Source organism: Dokdonella sp. (genome assembly GCF_044227025.1).
GTDB lineage: Bacteria > Pseudomonadota > Gammaproteobacteria > Xanthomonadales > Rhodanobacteraceae > Dokdonella_A.
The window spans coordinates 230,883-251,315 of the sequence record NZ_JBGAFX010000004.1; the positions used below are offsets into that span (position 1 = coordinate 230,883).

The following is a 20,433-nucleotide window of genomic DNA, read 5'->3' on the forward strand; positions in this document are numbered from 1 at the left end:
GAAGTACAATATCCCGAACCGCGCGACGATCGCGCGCGACTGGGGCATGATCGCGGTCCTGTGATCGGCGAGGCAAACGGCATGAACGACACGGCTCCGGTCGAAGCGGTGGCGCAACCCGTCGGCTATGCGAGACGCCTCAACGCATGGGACGCCGCGATGGTCGTCGTCGGCGGCATCATCGGTTCGGGGATCTTCCTCACGCCCGCCTCGATCGCACGCCAGACCGGTTCCAGCGGTGAGCAACTGGCCGCCTGGGCGGTCGGCGGGGTCATCGCGCTGATCGGCGCGCTCTGCTACGCCGAACTCGGCACGCGCCGGCCGAACGCGGGCGGCGGCTACGTCAACCTGCGCGATGCATTCGGCCTGGTCGTCGCATTCGTCTACGGCTGGAACCTGCTCGTCGTCAATCACTCGGGCAGCATCGCCGCGGTCGCGACCGTGTTCGTCGAATACGCGGCGGCCGCGCTCGGCGTCACGCTCGCCGATCCGCGTCCGTACGCGGTCGGCGCGATCGTGTTCCTCGCCGGCGTCAACTGGTTCGGCATCCGCGCCGGATCGCTCACGCAGAACATCCTCACGGTGCTCAAGCTCGCCGCGATCGCGATCCTGATCACGGTCGGCCTGTCGGTGCGCGGCGCGCCGCCGCCGGTTGCATCGACCGGCTCGATCAGCCCGTTCGCGTTCGCCGGCGCGCTGATGCCGGTGCTGTTCTCGTACGGCGGCTGGTACTACGTCAACGACATCGCCGGCGAAGTGCGCGAGCCGCAACGCACGATCCCGCGCGCGCTGATCTTCGGCATGCTGCTGGTCGCCGCGTGCTACCTGCTCGCGAACCTCGCCTACCTCTCGGTTCTCGGCCACGACGGCCTCGCGGCGAGCAAGGCACCGGCGGCCGACCTCATGCGCCATGCGTTCGGCGAACCCGGCGCGCGCGTGATCGCGGCGGGCATCGCGATCTCCACGCTCGGCTTCGTCAACATCTCGATGATCGGCGCCGCGCGCGTGTTCCAGGTGATGGGTGCGGACGGCGTGTTCTTCCGCTCCGCCGGCCGCCTGCACCCGCGCTGGCGCTCGCCGAACGTGGCGCTGCTGCTGCTCGCGTTCGCCGCCAGCATGCTCGCGATGACCGGCACGTTCGACCAGTTGCTCAACTACTCGACCGTCGGCGACTGGCTCGGCATGGCCGCGGTCGTCGCGACGTTGTTCTGGTACCGCCGCCACCAGCCGCTCGACGCCGCGACGTTCCGCACGCCATGGTTCCCGCTGCTGCCGATCGTGTTCCTCGTCGTCGTCGCCGGCGTCGTCGGCACGACGATCTGGCAGCACCCCGGCGACGCCGGGTGGGGCGCCCTGATCACGCTGGCGGGGTTGCCGGTGTATTTCATCTGGCGCTACGCCTTGGGAAGGGTGAATGGATGATGTAGCGACTAACGGCCCGGCGGCACGCGCGGCGCGCGTACCGCCCTACGACGCCATGCACTCACCCAACCCGTAGGGCGGGTCGAGCGCGAAAGCGCGAGTTCCGCCGATCCATCCAGGGGAAAGATTACCGGCCCGGCGGCACGCGCGGCGCGCGTACCGTCCTACGACGGCGTGCACCTCACCCAACCCCTAGGACGGGTCGAGCGCGAAGCGCGAGTCCCGCCGGTCAATCCCAGCTCGCGTTGATGACACGGCATGCGGCCGCCAGCAGGACACCGCTGCATGCGACGGCCGGCCCGCCACGCGCGCCGGATCGAAGCCGCGTCTCGGCAGCCTGCCGCGCGCATGCGACAATGCGCCGATTGCGCATGCAGCTGCCGCGCGTGCGGCCCGCGAGGACTCGATGCCCGACAAGACCCCCGCCCCTTCCGTCGACACCGCTGCCGAATCCGGCGCCCGACCCACGCCGAAGGTGCAGGCGTCGATCCCCGTCACGGTGAATGGCAAACCGTATTTCCACGTCGGTGATCCGGCGATGCCGCTGCTGTGGTTCCTGCGCGATACGCTGCGCCTGACCGGCAGCAAGTTCGGCTGCGGCATCGGCGCCTGCGGCGCCTGCACGGTACTGATCGACGGCAAGGCGGCGCGCGCGTGCGTGATGCCGATGAACGGCGTCGCCGAACGCAAGGTCACGACGATCGAAGGCCTCGAGGGCGATGCGCTGCACCCGGTGCAGCAGGCGTGGATCGACGAGGACGTCGCGCAGTGCGGTTATTGCCAGGCCGGGCAGATCATGGCCGCGGTCGACCTGCTCAAGCGCAAGCCCAGACCGAGCGACGACGACATCGCCGCGATCGGCAACCTGTGCCGCTGCGGCACCTATCCGCGCATCCGCAAGGCGATCCTGCGCGCGGCGGAATCGATGCAGGGAGACAAGAAGTGAGCGCGCCGGTCGATGGCGGGCGGCGCCGCTTCCTCGTCGTTTCGCTGACCGCGAGCGGCGCGCTGCTGCTCGGCGTGCGCGCGGCGTTCGCCGGACCGACGCCGGGCGTTCCGCCGGAACTCCTCGGCGACGACCTCACCGAACTCGGTCCATTCGTGCGCATCGAACGCGACAACCGCATCGTGATCGGCGCGCGGGGTTGCGAGATCGGCCAGGGCGTCATCACCTCGCTGCCGATGCTGATCGCCGAGGAACTCGACGTCGACTGGTCGCAGGTGCGCGTGGTGCAGTTGCCGTACGGCTACATCGACACCGACCAGGGGCCGTCGAACCGCTACGGCGACCAGGGCGCCGGCGGCAGCACGAGCGTGTCCGACGGCTGGAAGGATCTGCGCCAGGCCGGCGCGAGCGCGCGCTGGCTGTTGCTGCAGGCGGCGGCGAAGGAATGGAATCTTCCGGTTGCGCAGTTGCGCAGCGAGGCCGGCGAGGTCATCGCGCCGGACGGACGCAAGCTGACCTACGGCGCGCTCGCGCGCAGCGCCGCGTCGATCGCGCTGCCGGACCAGCCGGTCGCGCTGAAGAAGCCCGAACAGTTCCGCATCATCGGCAAGCCGACCAGGGTCGCCGACGCGCGCGAGATCGTCAGCGGGCGCGCGCGCTACGGCATCGACGCGTACGCCCCCGATGCGCTGGTCGCAGTGATCGTGCGCTGCCCGCACCTCGACGGCACGCTCGACTCGTTCGACGACGCCGAGACGCGCAAGGTCGCCGGCGTGGTCGACGTGATCGCGTTGCCCGGACCCATGCCCGGCGAGCCGTTCGACGGGCCGCTCGCGAGCGGCGTCGCGGTGCTCGCCGAACACAGCTGGGGCGCGCTCAAGGGGCGCGAACTGCTCAAGGTGAAATGGAAGGATGGGCCGTGGAGCACGGAGTCGAGCGCCGCGCTCGCCGCGGCCGCGAAGGCGCTGCTCGACGCCAACACCGATGGCACACCGGTGCGCCACGACGGCGACTTCGCCAAGGCGCGCAAGCAGGCGCGCCAGTTCGTCGAGGCGCGCTACGAGGTGCCGTTCCTCGCCCATGCGACGATGGAACCGCCCGGTGCGCTGATCGAGATCAGGCAGGACAGCGCGCGCCTGGTGGCGTCGCTGCAGAGTCCGGGCAGTGCGTCGGAAATGATCGCGCGCATGACCGGCCTCGCGCGCAAGGACATCGAGATCCAGATGACGCGCGCCGGCGGCGGCTTTGGCCGGCGCCTCGAAAACGATTTCGTCGCCGAGGCGGTCTCGCTCGCCAAGGCGGCGGGCCGCCCGGTCAAGCTGATGTGGACGCGCGAGGACGACCTGCAGCACGACTTCTACCGTCCATTCGGCGTGCATGCGCTGAGCGCGACGCTCGATCGCAGGAAGCAGGTCAACGGCTGGACGCATCATTGCGCGGCGACGCCGCGGCCGTATCGCGAAGGCGGAGGACGCAAGCGGCCGATCAACACCGGCTGCCTCGAAGCCGACGATTTCCCGGCCGGCCTGGTCGCCAATCTCGACAAGACGTTCTTCAGCGTCCCGTCGGGCATGCCGCGCGGCTGGTGGCGCGCGCCGCTGCACACGTTCCATGCGTTCGCGGTGCAGAGTTTCATCGACGAGGTCGCCATCACAAGCAAGCAGGACGCGGTCGCGTTGCGCCTGGCGATGCTCGGCGAGCCGCGCACGATTCCCTATTCGGGGCATGGCGGTCCGACCTTCGACACCGGCCGCATGGCCAATGTGCTCAAGCTGTGCGCGGCAAAGATCGGCTGGGGCGAGCGCCGCAGCGACGGCCACGGCCTCGGCATCGCCTGCCACTTCACGTTCGGCGGCTACGCTGCGCACGCGTTCGAGGTCTCGGTCGAGGGGCGCGAGCTGCGCATCCATCGCGCGGTGTGCGTCGTCGATGTCGGTCGCGTGGTGAACCCTCTCGGCGTCGAGGCGCAGATGATGGGCGGCACCATCGACGGCATCTCGACCGCGCTGCATCTCGCGATCACGGTCAAGGACGGCCAGGTGCAACAGAAGAACTTCCCCGACTACCCGCTCCTGCGCATGGCGCAGGCGCCAAAGGGCGTCGAAGTGCAGATCGTCGAATCCACGGCCGACCCGGTCGGTGCCGGCGAGATGGGCATCCCGAGCGTCGCGCCCGCGCTCGCGAACGCGGTCTACGCCGCGACCACGGTGCGCGTGCGCAAGCTGCCGCTGATGCCGGAATTGATGCGGATGCTGTGAGGTGGCGGCGGCACGCGCTCGCGCGCGTACCGCCCTACATGACGGCGGAGCACCGTAGGGCGGGTCGAGCTGCGCAGCGGCGAGTCCCGCCGCTCAGACCGCCAGCGCGACCGTAGCCGCGAACCCGCCGAGCACGGCAAGACTCGGCACATCGGTGAGTGCGAACACGACCGGGTCGTCGTGCATGCGTCCGCGGCGCGCGAGGGCCCACACGCGCGCGAGCCATCCGGCGAGCAGCGGCAGCAGCAGCCACAACCAGTGCGGATGGCGATACAACGCGGCGCTCTTGGTGCTGTCGATGTAGAACGCCAGCACGACCAGGCAGACCAGGGCGGCCGCCATGCCGCTGCGCCCGATCCAGGCGAGGTCCGCGGCACGGTAACCGCGACCGGCGATGGCCGCGTGCCCGTCCGCCGCGACATGGTGCGCTTCGGCGTAGCGCTTGAGCATCGCCAGGCTCAGGAACAGGCACAGCGCGAACGACAGGAACCAGCCGGAAGCCTCGACCGGAATCGCGACCGCACCGGCGACGATGCGCAGCGTGTACAACGCCGCGAGCACGAGCACGTCGACGACGACGATGCGCTTGAGCAGCAACGAATAGGCAAGCGTCGTCGCCGCATACACCAGCAGCACGAGCGCGAAGCGCGGCGGCAGCAGCAGCGCGACCGCAAACGCCGCGAACGTCAGCACGGGCGCCGCGACGAGGCCGGCCGCAATCGGCAAGCGGCCAGCCGCGAACGGGCGTGCGCGCTTGCGCGGATGGCGACGATCGGCATCGAGGTCGACGAGATCGTTGAGCACGTACGCACCCGAGGCGCACAGGCAGAACGCGACGAACGCCAGCACGGTCGCGCGCCATGCGAGCGGATCGAGTATCCGGTGCGCGGCGATCGCCGCCACGAACACCAGCAGGTTTTTCGACCACTGGTGCGGCCGCAAGGCGCGCAATGCCGCGCGCACGAATCCGCCGCGCGATTCGAATACACGCGCGATCGTGCGCCGCCCACCCAGGCGCCGCAGCAGCGCCCGACTCGCATTGGCGACGATCGTCTCGCGCGCATGCGACCACACGGCAAGATCCGGCGTCGCATTGCCGACATAGTCGAAACCACGCTCGCCGTACAGCGCGACCAGCGCCTCGGCCTTGCGCGCACCGGCGAGATTGCGTTCGCCGTCACTGCCAAGCACGCGCTCGAAGCCCCCGACGTGGGCGGCGACAGCTTCGGCCAGGACTACGTCCGATGCGCTGCACAGCACGCATCGGCGCGCGTGCATCCCGTGCAGCCACGCAAGCACGCGCGTGTCGTACGGCAGGTGCGCGACATCGAGCGTGACGCGCCGTGCGATCTCGCGCTTCAGATGCGCCTTGCCGCGCAGCAGCCACACCGGCAGCAGCAGCAGGTACAGCGGATTGCGACGCAGCAGCGCCAGCGTCGACTCGTACAGCAGGTCGGTATGGACCAGGGTGCCGTCGAGGTCGACGCACAGCGGCACATCGTTTTCCTGCATGCAAACTCTCGCCGCTGGGCGCACGCCGGGGCGTCCGCGTGTCGAAGGAATGCCGGTCGCGCCGGCGCATCGAAGAATAGCCCAACCATCCGCCCAGCATCGCAGGCTGGGAAGCAGGTCGCGCGCGCAGCGGCGCGTCACGCCGCGATGCCCCCTTCGGCTGCACGGGTTACGCGCGTACCGCCCTAGTTCGCGGGTTCGCAACCGCCGGAGTCGGCGCGTTTCTCCGCGCGGTGCCGGATGGCCTGCGCATCGGAGAGGCCGACCCACTTGAGGTACTTGCCCGCAACCTTGTCGCCGAGCGAGACATCGGGCGCGAACGCGCCGGCGAAACGCGTCTTCTTGCAGTCGAGCGGGTTGATCGGCGCATCGATCTGCGCCCAGCGTGCCCTCGCTGCCTCGCGCTCGGTCTTCGGCTTGCCCGGCAGCGTCGGTGCACCATCGCCGAGGCGGATCGAACCGTCCGGATTGAACAAGCGCGGCGCGCCATTGCCGCCCTCACCCACGCGCGCGTGCATCGCGTCGGGATCCTCGATCGCGGTCAACGGCGGTGGCGCCTGTTTCACTTCCGGCAATGCGACCTTCACCCGGCTCGGCCGCGAGACGATCGGCGGTTCCGGTTCCGGCGGCGGTGGCGGCAGTTCGCTCGCGGGTTCGATCAGCATGACCTGGATGATCTGCGGTTTCGGCGGGGCGAAATGCCAGTTGCGCATGCCGAGGCCGAAGCCGACGACCTCGAACAGGGTGATCAGGAATGCGATCGATCCGCCGAGCCACAACAGCCTGCGGTCGCGCAGCGGTTTCTCCCAGCGCAGGCTGCGTTGCCATGGCAGGCGATCCGCGGCGAAGCGCAGGCGACCCGGCTCGGACAGGGGCACGGGCGCGCGCTGCAGCATCGCTGGCGATGGAGGATGCTGCTCGGTCAAGGGAGAAAGGATCGGAGAATGTCGCGGCAGGATAATGATCGCGTGCTAAAGCGCTGTTAAGGGGGCTGTGGACAACTCGACTTTTACCGGCTGTTTCCGCGAAAAACGGAAATCCGCAGCCCTGCTTTCAATGGCTTGAACTCACTGGACTCCGCTTTCATCGCGCTTCGCGTTCGCCCTTCGCGCATGGAGCCAGTCGGCGACCCGCGAAGCGGTGCGGGCGGCGTCATGCCCGAGCAACGGCCCGACATGGCTCGCGCCGGCGATGCATTCGAAGTCGGCGCCGAGCATCGCCGCGAGCGCGCGGCTCGCTTCCGGCGGCACGTCGAGGTCGCGTTCGCTCGCGATCACCAGCACCGGGCAGTCGGGTGGATCGACCACCAGGCCCGCACGCGCTTCGTCGAGCACGGCGCCGGATTCGTCGCGCCAGCGGCGGAATGCGTACATGCAGGCCGCCTCGTCGGCGTCCGGCAGCGCGCGCCGGGTTGCGTGCAGCGATGCGTCGCTGCGCCAGCGGATCACCGCGGGCGAGCGCGGCGCGGGCGAAGGCAAGCCGGCCGGCGGCATCGGATTGACCAGCACCACCGCATGTGCGCGCACTTCGCGCGCGACCATGAGCGCGAGCAGGCCGCCGAGGCTGGCACCGACGAGGTCGATCCCATTGGCCGAATACGCGGCGCACCAGGCGACCACCTGCGCGCGATAGTCGGCCAGACGAGTCGCCGCGAGGCCGCCCCCGACGGGCATCAGGTCCGGCGCAAGCACCGGGCGCCCGCAAACGGCGAAGGCGCGGGCCCAGATGCCCCACTCCCAACCGCCACCCCCCGCGCCATGCACGCACACGACGGCACGCTCGGACGCCCCCTCATCACGCATTGCGTCTTGACCCCTCGCTCCGATAGGTCAAGTCTATGCCTGCGCCGCACCCGCCTGCGGCGCACATCCCGCCATGACCGTCCCCGTGGCGCCCCGAACCGTCCGGCATGGGGCCGAGCGGACGACCATGACGGCCTTCGAGCCGCGCCGGCACATGCCGCGTGGTGCCGCCAATGGGAGGTCCGCTCATGTCGTACAGCACCGATGGCATCAGGAACATTGCGCTTGCAGGTCAAGCGAGCGCCGGCAAAACCACCTTGTTCGAAGCCCTGCTGCATGCCGGCGGCGCGATCCAGACGGCAGGCTCCATCGAGAAGGGCACCACGGTGTCCGACAGCGATCCGATGGAGAAGGAACGAAAACACTCGATGGCCGCGGCGATCGCCTCGATCGATGTCGGCGACGTGCACATCAACCTGCTCGACACCCCGGGTTTCCCCGACTTCCGCGGCCCGACGCTGTCCGCATTGAGTGCGGTCGAGACCTGCGCGATCGTCATCGACGCCGTCACCGGCGTCGCCCACACCACGCGCCGCCTGATGGAGCGCGCGCGCGAACGCGGCCTGTGCCGCTTGCTGGTCGTCAACAAGATCGACCACGAAGGCGTCGACCTCGAAGGGGTGGTCGAGATGCTGCGCGACGAATTCGGCAACGAATGCCTGCCGATCAACCTGCCGGCGAAGAACGGCAGCGCGGTGGTCGACTGCTTCTACCAGCCGCAGGGCGATTCGGACTTCTCGTCGGTCGCCGAAGCACACCAGCACATCATCGACCAGGTGGTCGAGATCAACGAAAGCGTGATGGGCCACTACCTCGACGACGGCGAGGCCGGCCTGTCGGGACAGGAACTGCACGATGCGTTCGAGCAATGCCTGCGCGAAGGCCACCTCGTGCCGATCTGCTTCGTGTCGGCGCGCACCGGCACCGGCGTGAAGGAGCTGCTCAACCTCGCCGCGAAATTGCTGCCCAACCCGAAGGAAGGCAATCCGCCGCCGTTCGTCAAGGGCGTCGGTGCCGATGCGCAACCGATCACGTCCGATCCCGATCCGAAGAAGCACGTGATCGCCGACGTGTTCAAGATCATCAATGATCCGTTCGTCGGCAAGCTCAGCGTGTTCCGCGTCCACCAGGGCACGATCAAACGCGACACGCAGCTGTTCATCGACGACGGCAAGAAGCCGTTCAAGGTCGGCCACCTGTTCAAGCTCAAGGGCAAGGACCACGTCGAGATCGAGCAGGCGATTCCTGGCGACATCGCCGCGGTCGCCAAGGTCGACGAGATCCACTTCGACGCGGTGCTGCACGATTCGCACGACGAGGACCAGATCCACCTGAAACCCGTCGATTTTCCGGTGCCGATGTTCGGCCTCGCGGTGCAGCCGGCGCACAAGGGCCAGGAGCAGAAGCTCGCAACGGCACTCGCCCGCCTCGGCGAGGAGGATCCGTGCTTCCGCATCGAGCACAACAAGGAACTCAACGAGACGATCATCCGCGGCCTGTCCGACCTGCACCTCAAGCTCATGCTCGACCGCATGAAGGAACGCTACGGCGTCGAGGTCACTACCCGACCGCCGCGCATCGCCTACCGCGAGACGGTCGCCGCGAAGGCCGAAGGCCACCACCGGCACAAGAAGCAGACCGGCGGCGCCGGACAGTTCGGCGAAGTATTCCTGCGCATCGAGCCGCTGCCGCGCGGCGGCGGCTTCGAGTTCGAGGACGAGATCAAGGGCGGCACGATCCCGGGCCAGTTCCTGCCGGCGATCGAGAAGGGCGTGCGCCAGGTCCTCGAACACGGCGCGATCGCCGGCTACCAGTTGCAGGACGTCAAGGTCGTCGTCTACGACGGCAAGTACCACGCGGTCGACTCGAAGGAAGTCGCGTTCATCTCCGCCGGCAAGAAAGCGTTCCTCGACGCGATCACCAAGGCGAAGCCGCAGGTGCTCGAACCGATCGTCAACCTCGACGTGACCGTGCCGAACGCACACATGGGCGACGTCACCGGCGGCCTCGCGGGCAAGCGCGCGCGCATCAACGGAACCGACTCGCTACGCGGCGGGGAGATCATCATCAAGGCGCAGGTACCGCTCGCCGAAGTCACCGACTACCAGACCGAACTGAAGGCGATGACAGGCGGCCAGGGCCGCTACGCGATCGAGTTCAGCCACTACGAGCCGGTGCCCCCACAGGTGCAGAAGCAGCTCACCGAGGCGTACAAGCCGCGGCCCGAAGAAGATTGACCTTCGCTTTGATGCCAGCCGGCGTCCGCGCATTGCGGGCGACGGCTGTCAACCATGTCCCGCCATTCCAGCCGAGGAGATCGACCATGGTTTCGTTGTTGCAGTTGTGGCTTCCGATCCTGCTTTCCGCCGTCGCCGTGTTCATCGTCAGCAGCATCGTGCACATGGTGCTCAAGTGGCATGCGCCCGACTACCACGGCTTCGGCAACGAGGACGAAATCCTCGCCGCGATCCGCAAGGGCAATCCGGACCCCGGCATCTACATGATGCCGTTCTGCAAGGACATGAAGGACATGGGTACCCCGGAGATGCAGGCGAAATTCCGCCAGGGACCCGTCGGAAAGTTCATCCTGCGTGCAGGACGGGAATTCGGCATGGGCAAGCCGCTCGCGCAGTGGTTCGTGTTCTGCCTCGTCATCTCGCTGTTTTGCGCCTATCTCGGAGCGCACACGCTCGCCGCGGGAAGCGCGTTCGCGTTCGTGTTCCGCGTGATCGGCACCGCCGCGTTCATGGCCTACGGCTTCGGCGCGTTCATCCAGGGTATCTGGTGGGGCCAGCCATGGGGCGCCGTCGCAAAAGACGCGCTCGACGGGCTCCTGTTCGCACTCTCCACCGCGGCGGTGTTCGCCTGGCTCTGGCCGCATTGAACTCATCGCACACATGAACCCGGCGGCACGCGCGATGCGCGTACCGCCCTACATGCCGCGACATGCCCGTAGGGCGGTACGCGTCTAACGCGTGCCGCCGTCGATACACGATTGGGGGCGCACGCGCCGCGCGCGTGCAGTCCAATGAAACGGCATTTTCCTACGTCGGTTCGATCGCTACTCCACTTCCAGCGCCCATCGAATCAACGCACGCTTCATGCATGCCGAACTATCGACGCGCCTGGATACCGGGAGGCACATTCTTCTTCACGGTCGCGCTGGCCGACCGAAATCAGTCGCTGCTGGTTTCCCACATCGCATCGCTACGACAGGCCTTTCTGACGGTACGCTGCCGGCATCCTTTCGACGTCCGTGCGATCGTCGTCCTGCCCGAGCATCTTCATGCGATATGGACCTTGCCTCCCGGTGATTGCGATTTCGCAATGCGCTGGAAGCTCGTCAAGGAACGCTTCTCAAGCGATATCCGGCGCGCCGACCCACGCCATCGCCAGATATGGCAAAAACGCTACTGGGAGCATGCGATCCGCGACGAGCGCGATTTCGACGCGCACGTCGACTACGTGCATGGAAACCCCGTCAAGCACGGGCTGGTGCAGGATTCGAGGCAATGGCCGTACTCGTCGATTCATCGCCGCGGAGCGGAAAATCCAGCCTGCACATCCACATTGATCGCATCCATTCGCGAATGAGGCGCCGTTCCGGCGGCACGCGCGATGCGCGTACCGCCCTACATGCCGCGAGATCCCCGTAGGGCGGTACGCGTGCAACGCGTGCCGCCGTGCCAATCCCGGCATGGCGTCCATTCGCGAATGAGGCGCCGCTCCGGCGGCACGCGCGACGCGCGTACCGCCCTACATGCCGCGACATGCCCGTAGGGCGGTACGCGTCCAACGCGTGCCGCCGTGCCATACCGCGCATGGCGTCCATTCGCGAATGAGGCGCCGATCCGGCGGCACGCGCGATGCGCGTACCGCCCTACATGCCGCGAGATCCCCGTAGGGCGGTACGCGTGCAACGCGTGCCGCCGTGCCAATCCCGGCATGGCGTCCATTCGCGAATGAGGCGCCGATCCGGCGGCACGCGCGATGCGCGTACCGCCTACGGTTCAGCGGCCGCCGCCGGCGGCAACGCGGGTTTGCGCGAGGCGGGACGGTACGAGCCGACGAAGATGCCGAGCAGCGACAATGCGACGCCGATCCAGTCGAGTGCGTGGGTAGGACGCGCGAACAGCAGCACGTCGAAGATGAAACTCAGCGCCGGTTGCAGCAGGAGCAGCAGGCCAATGGTCGAGGCCGGCAACTGGGGCATCGCGCGCGTGAGCAGTACCCAGCCGAGCACCTGGCCGCAGAATGCGAGGCCGAGCAACGCGGACCAGCTCTGCGCATCGGGGATCGCGAACGACTCGCCTTCGACCAGGGCGACGATTCCGAGCACGAACGCACTGACCAGCGAGCTCACGCACAGCAGCTGCGCCGGCGCGAGCTTCACATGACCGGCGCGCTGCGCGTGCCGCGTCGACAGCATGTAGATCGCATAGGCGAATCCGGTGACGGTGCCGAGCACGACGCCGAGGCGGTATTGCTCGCCGACCGACGACCAGTCGAGGCCGACCAGCAGGTAGAGGCCGACGAACGCGAGCGCGATGCCGGCGATGAACGCTGCGCCGAGGCGCTCGCGATACAGCAGCCAGCCGGCGAGCGCCATCAGGAACACCTGGAAATTGCCGAGCAGGGTCGCGAGCCCGGGTCCGACGTAGAGGATGCTCCGGTGCCACATGACGAGGTCGATCGCGAACGCGGCACCCGGCACCAGCAGCCAGGCGAGCTCCGCCAGCCGCACAGGTCGCCACTGGCCGAGCACGACCAGGCCGGCGAGCAGCATCAGGCCACCGAAGCCCATGCGGTAGAAACCCGACATCGTCGGGCCGACATGCGCGACCTTCACGAACAGGCTGGTCGTGCTGATCGCACTCGCACCGAGGATCATTTGCAGCAGCGCTGCGCGCGGGAGGGCCGCCGACTGCACGTGCATCAGGCGACCCTGTCGGTGGCTTCAAGCGATTCGGTTTCCGCGGCGGCATCGCGCAGCCATTCCTGCAGCGCCGGCAGGTCCAGCAGCGTATCGACGTACGCCTGCGCGACCGCATCGATCTCCACGCCGTAGCTGACGAAGCGCATCACGACCGGTGCATACATCGCGTCGGCAATCGAAAAACCCCCGAACAGGAACGGGCCGCCGGCGCCGAATCGCGCGCGGCAGTCACGCCAGATCGCGCCGATGCGCGCGATGTTCGCGAGCACGTCGGGTCCGAGCGGCGTGCCGTGCGTGCGGCGCCGGCAGTTCATCGGCAGCGCCTTGCGCAGCGCCTGGAAACCCGAATGCATCTCCGCGCTGACCGAACGCGCGACCGCACGCGCCGATGCATCGGCCGGCCAGCCGGCACCGCCGAGGAGGGTCTCGTTGGCGTACTCGCAGATCGCGAGCGAGTCCCAGATCGTGATGCCCGCATGGCGCATCGCCGGCACCGCGCGGTTCGGCGACCAGTCGGCGATCGTCCGAGCGAACTCCGGCGTGTCGAGCAGCAGGCGCTGTTCGTCGAAGGCAACCCCGTGATGGCGCAGCAGCAGCCACGGCCGCAGCGACCACGAGGAATAGTTCTTGTTGCCGATGATCAGCAACGGCGTGTCGGACATGGGGTTTCCCTTTCGGTGGGGATCCGGTCGGTGAGGATCTATGCCGGCAACGCGTCGCCCGCACAGTCGTCGGCGCGCGCGCGCTCCTCGCGCAGGGCGTCGTCGATCGCCTGTACGATCGGCGCCGCACGTTCGACATCCTGGTCGGCCACCATGACGTTGACGAGGTTCCAGTACGGCAATTCGCCGACGGCACCAGTCAGGTATTCGCCGCTGACGAACGCGGTGATGCCGTCGAGCGCGAGCGAACCCTTGACGAGATTCGCATCGATGATGTTCTCGGCCCGATAGACGATCTTCATCCACTCCGCCTTCGCCGGTGCGGGACAGCCAATGTGAGCAACCGTGGCATCTGTCGCAGCGCGGCACATGGCACGGCCCGCATGTGGCTATTATGCCGATCATCGCCGCCCGCCCGCGACCGCCCTCCTGGACGGCGCGCAGCGCCGCGGCTCCGAGAGCCCTGGATGATCCTGCCGTTCCAAGACGACCAGCTGGCCGAACGCATCCGCGACTGTGTCGTCGAACTGCTGGTCGAACGCGGGGCGGGGCGCAGCATCTGCCCGAGCGAGGCCGCCCATCGGCTGGCCATCCAGATCGGCTGGCGCTGGCAGGACCTGATGCGGCCGGTGCGCACGGTCGCCTCGGCCCTGGTCGAAAGCGGGTTGCTCGAGGCGATCCAGCACGAGAGCGTGGTCGACATCCGCCAGGTGCGCGGGCCGATCCGCCTGCGCCTGCGCACCCTGCCGGGCGTGCGCAGCGTCGCCTGAGCCTCGCTCCTCTGGGCAAGACACAAATCCGTTCGTGTTGAGCGCAGCGGAGCGAAGCTCCGCGGAGTCGAAACACTTCGAACGCTCACGGGCCTCCGAGTCCGGCCCTGCGGGCCCTTCGACTGCGCTCAGGACAGGCCTGCGCCCAGGGTGAACGGTGCACAAGTACCTCGTGCCTGCTGATTCCACCCGTCGTCCCCAGGCCAATTCGCTTTCACCGCCTGCCCCGCTACACTCGGCGTTCCCCTTCGACCGGACGCCGCCAGACGCGGCGATCACGCATGACCGACGCCGCACCTGCCGCCGCACCGGGCAATTTCATCCGCCAGATCGTCATCGCCGACCGCGCAGCGGGCAAGCACGACGGTCGCGTCAAGACGCGCTTCCCGCCCGAACCGAACGGCTACCTGCACCTCGGCCACGCCAAGTCGATCTGCCTCAACTTCGGCATCGCGGCCGACTTCGCCGGCACCTGCAACCTGCGCTTCGACGACACCAACCCCGCCAAGGAAGACATCGAGTACGTCGACGCGATCAAGGCCGACCTGCACTGGCTCGGCTTCGAATGGGATTCCCTGCACCACGCCTCGGACTATTTCGAGATCCTCTACCTGTGCGCGGAGAAGCTCATCCGCGACGGCAAGGCTTTCGTCTGCGACCTCAGCGCAGACGAAGTACGCGAATACCGCGGCACCCTGACCGAACCCGGCCGCAACTCGCCGTGGCGCGAGCGTGGCGTCGAGGAGAACCTCGACCTGTTCCGGCGCATGCGCGCCGGCGAGTTCGCCGACGGCGCGCGCACGCTGCGCGCGAAGATCGACATGGCCTCGGGCAACATCAACCTGCGCGATCCCGCGCTGTACCGCATCCGCAAGGTATCGCACCAGAACACGGGCGATGCGTGGCCGATCTATCCGATGTACGACTATGCACACTGCGTGTCGGACGCGGTCGAAGGCATCACCCATTCGCTGTGCACGCTCGAGTTCGAGGACCATCGCCCGCTGTACGACTGGTGCCTCGACCAGCTCGACGTGCCGAACATGCCCGAGCTGGTCGAACCGATGCGCCGCGCCGGCCTGACCGCGGCGAGTCGCCCGCAGCAGATCGAATTCGCGCGCGGCAACCTCGACTACACCGTGATGAGCAAGCGCAAGCTGATGGCGCTGGTGTCCGAGCGCCTCGTCGACGGCTGGGACGACCCGCGCATGCCGACGCTCGCGGGCGTGCGACGTCGCGGTTTCCCGCCGGCCGCGATCCGTGCGTTCTGGGAACGCGCGGGCGTGACCAAGCAGAACTCGGTGATCGAGTTCAGCGTGCTCGAAGGCTGCGTGCGCGAAGTGCTCGACGCGAGCGCGCCGCGCCGCATGGCCGTGCTCGATCCGCTCAGGCTCGTCATCACCAACCTCGAGGCCGCGCACGAGGAATCGATCGAATTCCCGAACCACCCGAAGAACGCCGAGCTCGGCACGCGCAAGGCGCCGTTCTCGCGCGAGCTGTGGATTGAACGCGACGATTTCTTCGAAGTGCCGCCGAAGGGCTTCCATCGCCTCGTGCCGGGCGGCGAAGTGCGCCTGCGCGGCGTCGGCATCGTTCGCTGCAACGAAGTGGTGAAGAACGCCGATGGTTCCATCGCGCGGGTCGATTGCACGCTCGACCCGGACACCCGCACCGGCATGACGGGCGCTGACCGCAAGGTCAAGGGCACGATCCACTGGGTCAGCGCAAGACACGCGGTGGCGGCCGAAGTGCGCCTGTACGAGCGCCTTTTCACCTGCGCCGACCCGGATGACACCAGCGACGGCAAGACCTATGCCGACCACATCAACCGCGATTCCAAGCGCGTCGTGCAGGCCTGGGTCGAACCGGTTGCGGCGACGACGCAGCGCGAACACGTCGTGCAGTTCGAGCGCCTCGGCTATTTCGTCGCCGATCGCCACGACCACGCCGAAGCGAAACCGGTGTTCAACCGCGCCGCGACCTTGCGCGATTCGTACGCGAAGGCGTGAACGAAACGCGGGCACGCGCGAAATCAATGTGTTATGTAACAAAATGCTGCGAGTATTCGGGGACTGCGCGCGCCGATAAGCGATGAGGTGTTCCATGCGACTGAAACTACTTTCGTCCCTGTTCGTCTGCTGCGTCGTGCCGCTCGCCGGCGCAGCACCGACCACCGTCACCGTCGACAACGCGACCGCGGCACCGGGCGGGCAGCCGACCGAAATGGAGTTCCCTCTCACGCGCAGCGGTGATCTCGCCTATGACGCGCTCGTGCGCTACCACACGATCGACGGTACCGCCGTCGCGGGTACGGACTACGTCGCGGCCTCGGGTACGGTCACGATCGAGGCCGGGAGCGACCAGGCGACGATTCCCGTCACCGTGAACGCCGCGACGGGTGCGAGCGAGAGTCGAACGTTCCAACTCCTCGTCGACGATGTCATCGGCGTGGGGGTCATCCCCAGCTATGCGATTCCATTGGCTTCGCCCGCTGGCGACTCACCTCGTTCACCGGTGTCCGCGGACGTCAACGGCGACGGCAGGCCGGACGTGCTCGTCCTCGCGGCCTCGGATGACACAATGTTGGTATTTCTCAACGAAACGCCGCCCGGGGCAGGCGTCGCCACGTACGCGGCGCCGGGCGTGTTCGCGACCGGTGACACGCCTCGAACCCTCGTCGTCGCCGACATCGACAACGACGGCAGGCCGGATGCGCTCGTCGCGAACTTTCTCGAAAATACGATATCGGTGCTCCTCAACACGACGGCGCCCGGAGCGACCACGCCGACCTTCGCCGCGCAGCAGACCTTCGTCGTCGGGATTTTCGATGCCCGCTCGATCGCCGTCGCCGATTTCAACGGTGACGGCCGCATCGACGTTGTGGCCTCGCACGACGATTTCTCCCCTACGCCGGGCCTCACCGTGTTGCTCAACACGACGATGCCGGGATCATCGGTGGTCACGTTCGCACCGCGACAGGACTTTCCCGCCGGAGTGGGCACGTGGGACGTGACCTGCGCGGACCTCAACGGGGATGGCCGCCAGGACGTCGTCGTCGGAGATCTCAATGCTGCTCAACTGTGGGTACTGCTCAATACGACGGCACCGGGTGACACAAGTGTTTCGTTCGCGCCGCCACAGGCGATTCCGGCAGGCACCGAGCCGAGGAGGATCGTGGCTGCCGACATCGACGGTGACGGCAGGCGCGACCTCGTCGTCGCAACGTCCGGCGCCAACACGGTGTCGATCCTTCGCAACACGACGCCTGCGGGCTCGATGACCGCGACCTTCGCCGCACCCGATGCATTCGCGGTCCCCGCGCATTCCGTGGACGTGTTCGTGGCCGATCTCAATGGCGACGGGCGACTCGACGTAGGTGTAGCGGATAACGTTTCCTTCGCGTCCACGTTGCTTTTCAACACCACCACGTCCGGCGCGTCGCATTTCGACTTCGCCGTGCAATCGCAGATCCCGCTCGCCGCGGCGTATCCGTCGGGCATCGCTGCGGCGGACATCAACGGAGACGGAATCGTCGATATCCTCGTGAGCGACGAGGTCAGCAACAGACTGCTGACGGTGCTCGGCGAAACCGTCGTCGATCGCGCGTCGCCCGCGTTCGCCACGGCTCGGACTTTCGCCGTCGGCATGCAACCACGCTACGCAGCAGCGGCCGACTTCAACGCCGACGGCAAACCCGACCTCGTCGTCGACAACGCGTCCGACGATTCGATCTCCGTCCTGCTCAACGCGACCGCGGCTCCCGGCGCCGAGCCCGCCTTCGCGCCGCAGCAGGTGTTCGCCGACGACGACGAACCCTTGCAGGTCATCGCTCCCGATCTCAATGGCGACGGCAGGCCGGATATCGTCACCGCGAACTCGGTCGCGAACCGTTTGTCCGTGCGCCTCAACGCCACCCCGCCCGGAGCCGCGGCTAGCTCGTTCACGCCGATGCAGACGATCGCGACGGGAGTCGGCCACGCGGCCAATTCGATCGTCGCCACCGATCTCGATCGCGACGGCAAGGTCGATATCGTCGCCGCCGATTGGGGCTTGCTCGAACTGGACGTGTTCCTCAACACCACGAACGCCGGAGCGTCGAGCGTGAGCTTCGCGCCGCGGCAGGGGTTCGCCGTCGGCTCGCCGAATTTCGTGACCGCGGCCGATCTCAATGGCGACGGCTTCGACGACCTGGTCGCGGTCAACCTCGGGCTCGACAGCGTGTCGGTGATGCTCAACGCGACGCCGGCCGGTGGTCCGCTCGCATTCCGACCGCCGCAGGATTTCGGTGTCGGCGACGCGCCGCGCGCGGCCGCGGTCGCGGACATCAACGGTGACGGCAAGCCGGACCTGCTCGTCGCCAACCGCAACGACGGCACCGTGTCGCCACTGCTGAACATCACCGAGCCCGGCGCGACCGCTGCCGCGTTCATCGTCGGCGCGCCAATCACTGCCGGCGCCCACGCCTACGCGGACCGGGCCGTCGACATCGACGGCGACGGCAGGGCCGACATCGTCGCGACCGACCAGGAAGGCGCTGGCGCGACGCTGCTGCTCAACGCGACGGTCCCGGGCGCGACGTCGGCCACGTTCGATGCATCCGCGATCGACGCGGGCACGAGGCCGTATTCCAGCATACCGATCGACGTCGACGGCGATGGATGCCTCGATCTCGTCGTCGTCAACGACGTGCTCACCGGTGGCTTCGTATCGGTACTCCCCAACGAACAGTTCCGCACGATGGTCACGGGCAGTCCTGCCATCGGCACCATCCTGGGCGACGCGATCTTCGCCGATGGCTTCGACTGACGAAGCACGGCTTGCTGCGGCGGTCGCAAGCGGCAGCGCCGCTGCGACCACGGATCCCGCGCTCGCGCGGTGCGCCGATTGGTTGGCACGCAAGCCGGCGCTCGCCACACGGCTCGCATCAATCAATGAACCGGACGAACTCCACGCAGCCCTGCTGGCGGCGAACGCGGCACACGGCCATGCGGACGATGCGCCCGCGCTGGCGACGCTCGCGTTCGAGCGCGCTGCGCCGCCCCATCCGCCGCGCGCCACGTGGCCACTCGCGCAGCGGCGCGGCTGGCAACCGCTCGTGCTGGAGTGGAGTGGCGCGGGTGCGGAGATCGTCTGGGGTTGCGGTGAAGTGCCGGACACCGTCGCGTTCCATGAGCAAATCGTCGCCACGCTGCGCTATCGCCCGTTCAACCGCTGGTTCGCGCAACGCACGCCGCTCACGCCCGCGTTCGTCGCCGAGCTCGAAAAAGATGCACTGCCGCTCGCGGGCCTGGTTCTGCATGAGTCGCGCTGTGGTTCGACTTTGATCGCGCAGGTGCTGAAGGCGTGGCCGGGCACGCGCGTGGTCAGCGAGCCGGGGCTGCTCGACACCGCCCTCACCGCTGCGCTGTCGGGCATGGACCCGACCGCGTCCACGTTCCGTGCCGCGCTCGCCGCATTGCGCCAGCCTGCGCACGACGATGCACGCGTCGTCATCAAGCTCGACGCATGGCACGCGCTCGCGCTCGGCGTGCTGCGCTCGCTGCTGCCCGAGGTGCCGTGGTTGTTCGCGTATCGCGATCCGCTCGAAGTGCTGGTTTCGCACCAGAAGGAACCCGGCCGCCACACGGTGCCCGGCATGCTGCCCGAAGCCTGGCTCGCACCCGCCTTCACCGACGACACGCAGCTGCCGATCGAACACGCGGCACGCGTACTCGGTTCGCTCTGCGCCGCCGTCGTGCCGCACGCGCAGGCCGCGCAGCTCGTCAACTACGCGGAGCTCGCCGACCCCACGTCGGACGCGCTGTCGACCCGCATCCCGCGACTGTTCGGCCTCGATCCCGCCGCCGTCGACCGCGAGCGGTTCGCGGCCGCGCGGGCGCATCACTCGAAGCATCCGCGCGAAGCATTCGTCGATGATCGCGCCGCCAAGAATGAAGCCGCGACCGACGCTCTGCGCGAGATCGCGGCGCGCTGGATGGATCCCCATCACGCCGCCCTCGAAGCGATCCGCCTGGGCGCGACCGACCTTTCCGCATCCTCGTAGGGCGGGTCGAGCCGCGCCGCGGCGAGTCCCGCCGCAGCCTGCACGCTCACTGGTGATTGCGATCGCAAGCCATGCCACGGCG

At 68.0% G+C, this 20,433-nt stretch carries 16 protein-coding genes; 10 read left to right on the forward strand and 6 right to left on the reverse strand.

The window, feature by feature from the left end; genetic code table 11:
- Positions 1 to 81: 81 nt before the first annotated feature.
- The 3 genes from ACILRJ_RS11425 to ACILRJ_RS11435 all read left to right on the forward strand — a co-directional run bounded on the left by ACILRJ_RS11425 (position 82) and on the right by ACILRJ_RS11435 (position 4,626).
- Positions 82 to 1,422, forward strand: coding sequence for an amino acid permease (locus tag ACILRJ_RS11425; RefSeq protein WP_395683312.1), 1,341 nt, complete (start codon positions 82 to 84; stop codon positions 1,420 to 1,422).
- Between the two features lie 406 nt (positions 1,423 to 1,828).
- Positions 1,829 to 2,368, forward strand: coding sequence for a (2Fe-2S)-binding protein (locus ACILRJ_RS11430; protein WP_395683313.1), 540 nt, complete (start codon positions 1,829 to 1,831; stop codon positions 2,366 to 2,368).
- Positions 2,365 to 4,626, forward strand: a complete 2,262-nt coding sequence (locus tag ACILRJ_RS11435; RefSeq protein WP_395683314.1) for a molybdopterin cofactor-binding domain-containing protein — start codon at positions 2,365 to 2,367, stop codon at positions 4,624 to 4,626. Before ACILRJ_RS11430 ends, ACILRJ_RS11435 begins: the two co-directional genes overlap by 4 nt.
- Before the next feature lie 93 nt (positions 4,627 to 4,719).
- Here ACILRJ_RS11435 and ACILRJ_RS11440 read toward each other — a convergent pair whose 3' ends face one another.
- From ACILRJ_RS11440 to ACILRJ_RS11450, 3 genes are all read right to left on the reverse strand, one after another.
- Positions 4,720 to 6,138, reverse strand: coding sequence for a UbiA family prenyltransferase (locus ACILRJ_RS11440; protein WP_395683315.1), 1,419 nt, complete (start codon positions 6,136 to 6,138; stop codon positions 4,720 to 4,722).
- Positions 6,139 to 6,323: 185 nt separating this feature from the next.
- Positions 6,324 to 7,016, reverse strand: a complete 693-nt coding sequence (locus ACILRJ_RS11445; protein WP_395683316.1) for a hypothetical protein — start codon at positions 7,014 to 7,016, stop codon at positions 6,324 to 6,326.
- A 189-nt stretch (positions 7,017 to 7,205) separates the two neighbouring features.
- Positions 7,206 to 7,940, reverse strand: a complete 735-nt coding sequence (locus ACILRJ_RS11450; protein ID WP_395683317.1) for an alpha/beta fold hydrolase — start codon at positions 7,938 to 7,940, stop codon at positions 7,206 to 7,208.
- 188 nt (positions 7,941 to 8,128) lie between these two features.
- Here ACILRJ_RS11450 and fusA point away from each other — a divergent pair, with 188 nt between their 5' ends.
- The 3 genes from fusA (at position 8,129) to ACILRJ_RS11465 (ending at position 11,534) form a co-directional block, all read left to right on the forward strand.
- Positions 8,129 to 10,177: an elongation factor G gene (gene fusA, locus ACILRJ_RS11455; RefSeq protein ID WP_395683318.1), complete on the forward strand. Its 2,049-nt coding sequence runs from the start codon at positions 8,129 to 8,131 to the stop codon at positions 10,175 to 10,177.
- Positions 10,178 to 10,263: 86 nt separating this feature from the next.
- Positions 10,264 to 10,824 (forward strand): hypothetical protein, encoded by a 561-nt coding sequence (locus ACILRJ_RS11460; RefSeq protein WP_395683319.1) that lies wholly within the window; start codon positions 10,264 to 10,266, stop codon positions 10,822 to 10,824.
- Between the two features lie 221 nt (positions 10,825 to 11,045).
- Positions 11,046 to 11,534 (forward strand): REP-associated tyrosine transposase, encoded by a 489-nt coding sequence (locus ACILRJ_RS11465; protein ID WP_395683320.1) that lies wholly within the window; start codon positions 11,046 to 11,048, stop codon positions 11,532 to 11,534.
- A 409-nt stretch (positions 11,535 to 11,943) separates the two neighbouring features.
- Here the strand turns inward: ACILRJ_RS11465 and ACILRJ_RS11470 are convergent, their stop codons facing one another.
- Genes ACILRJ_RS11470 through ACILRJ_RS11480 form a run of 3 tightly spaced genes read right to left on the reverse strand, consistent with a single transcriptional unit; the run spans position 11,944 to position 13,840 of the window.
- Positions 11,944 to 12,876: a DMT family transporter gene (locus ACILRJ_RS11470; RefSeq protein WP_395683321.1), complete on the reverse strand. Its 933-nt coding sequence runs from the start codon at positions 12,874 to 12,876 to the stop codon at positions 11,944 to 11,946.
- Positions 12,876 to 13,538 carry a glutathione S-transferase family protein gene (locus tag ACILRJ_RS11475; RefSeq protein ID WP_395683322.1) on the reverse strand — a complete coding sequence of 221 codons (663 nt, stop codon included), beginning with the start codon at positions 13,536 to 13,538 and terminating at the stop codon, positions 12,876 to 12,878. Before ACILRJ_RS11475 ends, ACILRJ_RS11470 begins: the two co-directional genes overlap by 1 nt.
- Before the next feature lie 38 nt (positions 13,539 to 13,576).
- A complete protein-coding gene (locus tag ACILRJ_RS11480) occupies positions 13,577 to 13,840 on the reverse strand; it encodes a DUF2007 domain-containing protein (RefSeq protein WP_395683323.1) in 264 nt (87 codons plus the stop codon).
- A 165-nt stretch (positions 13,841 to 14,005) separates the two neighbouring features.
- On the opposite strand from ACILRJ_RS11480, the gene ACILRJ_RS11485 reads away from it, so the two are divergent.
- The 4 genes from ACILRJ_RS11485 to ACILRJ_RS11500 all read left to right on the forward strand — a co-directional run bounded on the left by ACILRJ_RS11485 (position 14,006) and on the right by ACILRJ_RS11500 (position 20,351).
- Positions 14,006 to 14,308: a DUF3253 domain-containing protein gene (locus tag ACILRJ_RS11485; protein WP_395683324.1), complete on the forward strand. Its 303-nt coding sequence runs from the start codon at positions 14,006 to 14,008 to the stop codon at positions 14,306 to 14,308.
- A 281-nt stretch (positions 14,309 to 14,589) separates the two neighbouring features.
- A complete protein-coding gene (locus ACILRJ_RS11490; protein ID WP_395683325.1) occupies positions 14,590 to 16,317 on the forward strand; it encodes a glutamine--tRNA ligase/YqeY domain fusion protein in 1,728 nt (575 codons plus the stop codon).
- A gap of 94 nt (positions 16,318 to 16,411) precedes the next feature.
- The gene (locus ACILRJ_RS11495) at positions 16,412 to 19,114 is read left to right on the forward strand and encodes an FG-GAP-like repeat-containing protein (protein WP_395683326.1); all 2,703 of its coding nucleotides are present in this window, start codon (positions 16,412 to 16,414) and stop codon (positions 19,112 to 19,114) included.
- The gene (locus tag ACILRJ_RS11500) at positions 19,101 to 20,351 is read left to right on the forward strand and encodes a hypothetical protein (protein ID WP_395683327.1); all 1,251 of its coding nucleotides are present in this window, start codon (positions 19,101 to 19,103) and stop codon (positions 20,349 to 20,351) included. Before ACILRJ_RS11495 ends, ACILRJ_RS11500 begins: the two co-directional genes overlap by 14 nt.
- Positions 20,352 to 20,433: the final 82 nt, after the last annotated feature.

What these genes read in the sequence shown, in the direction of transcription:
- ACILRJ_RS11430 (WP_395683313.1), top strand. Translation starts at nt 1,829, where the DNA reads ATGCCCGACAAGACCCCCGCCCCTTCCGTCGACACCGCTGCCGAATCC.
- ACILRJ_RS11480 (WP_395683323.1), bottom strand. Translation starts at nt 13,840, where the DNA reads ATGAAGATCGTCTATCGGGCCGAGAACATCATCGATGCGAATCTCGTC.
- ACILRJ_RS11440 (WP_395683315.1), bottom strand. Translation starts at nt 6,138, where the DNA reads ATGCAGGAAAACGATGTGCCGCTGTGCGTCGACCTCGACGGCACCCTG.
- ACILRJ_RS11490 (WP_395683325.1), top strand. Translation starts at nt 14,590, where the DNA reads ATGACCGACGCCGCACCTGCCGCCGCACCGGGCAATTTCATCCGCCAG.
- ACILRJ_RS11500 (WP_395683327.1), top strand. Translation starts at nt 19,101, where the DNA reads ATGGCTTCGACTGACGAAGCACGGCTTGCTGCGGCGGTCGCAAGCGGC.
- ACILRJ_RS11485 (WP_395683324.1), top strand. Translation starts at nt 14,006, where the DNA reads ATGATCCTGCCGTTCCAAGACGACCAGCTGGCCGAACGCATCCGCGAC.
- ACILRJ_RS11425 (WP_395683312.1), top strand. Translation starts at nt 82, where the DNA reads ATGAACGACACGGCTCCGGTCGAAGCGGTGGCGCAACCCGTCGGCTAT.
- fusA (WP_395683318.1), top strand. Translation starts at nt 8,129, where the DNA reads ATGTCGTACAGCACCGATGGCATCAGGAACATTGCGCTTGCAGGTCAA.
- ACILRJ_RS11475 (WP_395683322.1), bottom strand. Translation starts at nt 13,538, where the DNA reads ATGTCCGACACGCCGTTGCTGATCATCGGCAACAAGAACTATTCCTCG.
- ACILRJ_RS11460 (WP_395683319.1), top strand. Translation starts at nt 10,264, where the DNA reads ATGGTTTCGTTGTTGCAGTTGTGGCTTCCGATCCTGCTTTCCGCCGTC.
- ACILRJ_RS11495 (WP_395683326.1), top strand. Translation starts at nt 16,412, where the DNA reads ATGCGACTGAAACTACTTTCGTCCCTGTTCGTCTGCTGCGTCGTGCCG.
- ACILRJ_RS11465 (WP_395683320.1), top strand. Translation starts at nt 11,046, where the DNA reads ATGCCGAACTATCGACGCGCCTGGATACCGGGAGGCACATTCTTCTTC.
- ACILRJ_RS11450 (WP_395683317.1), bottom strand. Translation starts at nt 7,940, where the DNA reads ATGCGTGATGAGGGGGCGTCCGAGCGTGCCGTCGTGTGCGTGCATGGC.
- ACILRJ_RS11470 (WP_395683321.1), bottom strand. Translation starts at nt 12,876, where the DNA reads ATGCACGTGCAGTCGGCGGCCCTCCCGCGCGCAGCGCTGCTGCAAATG.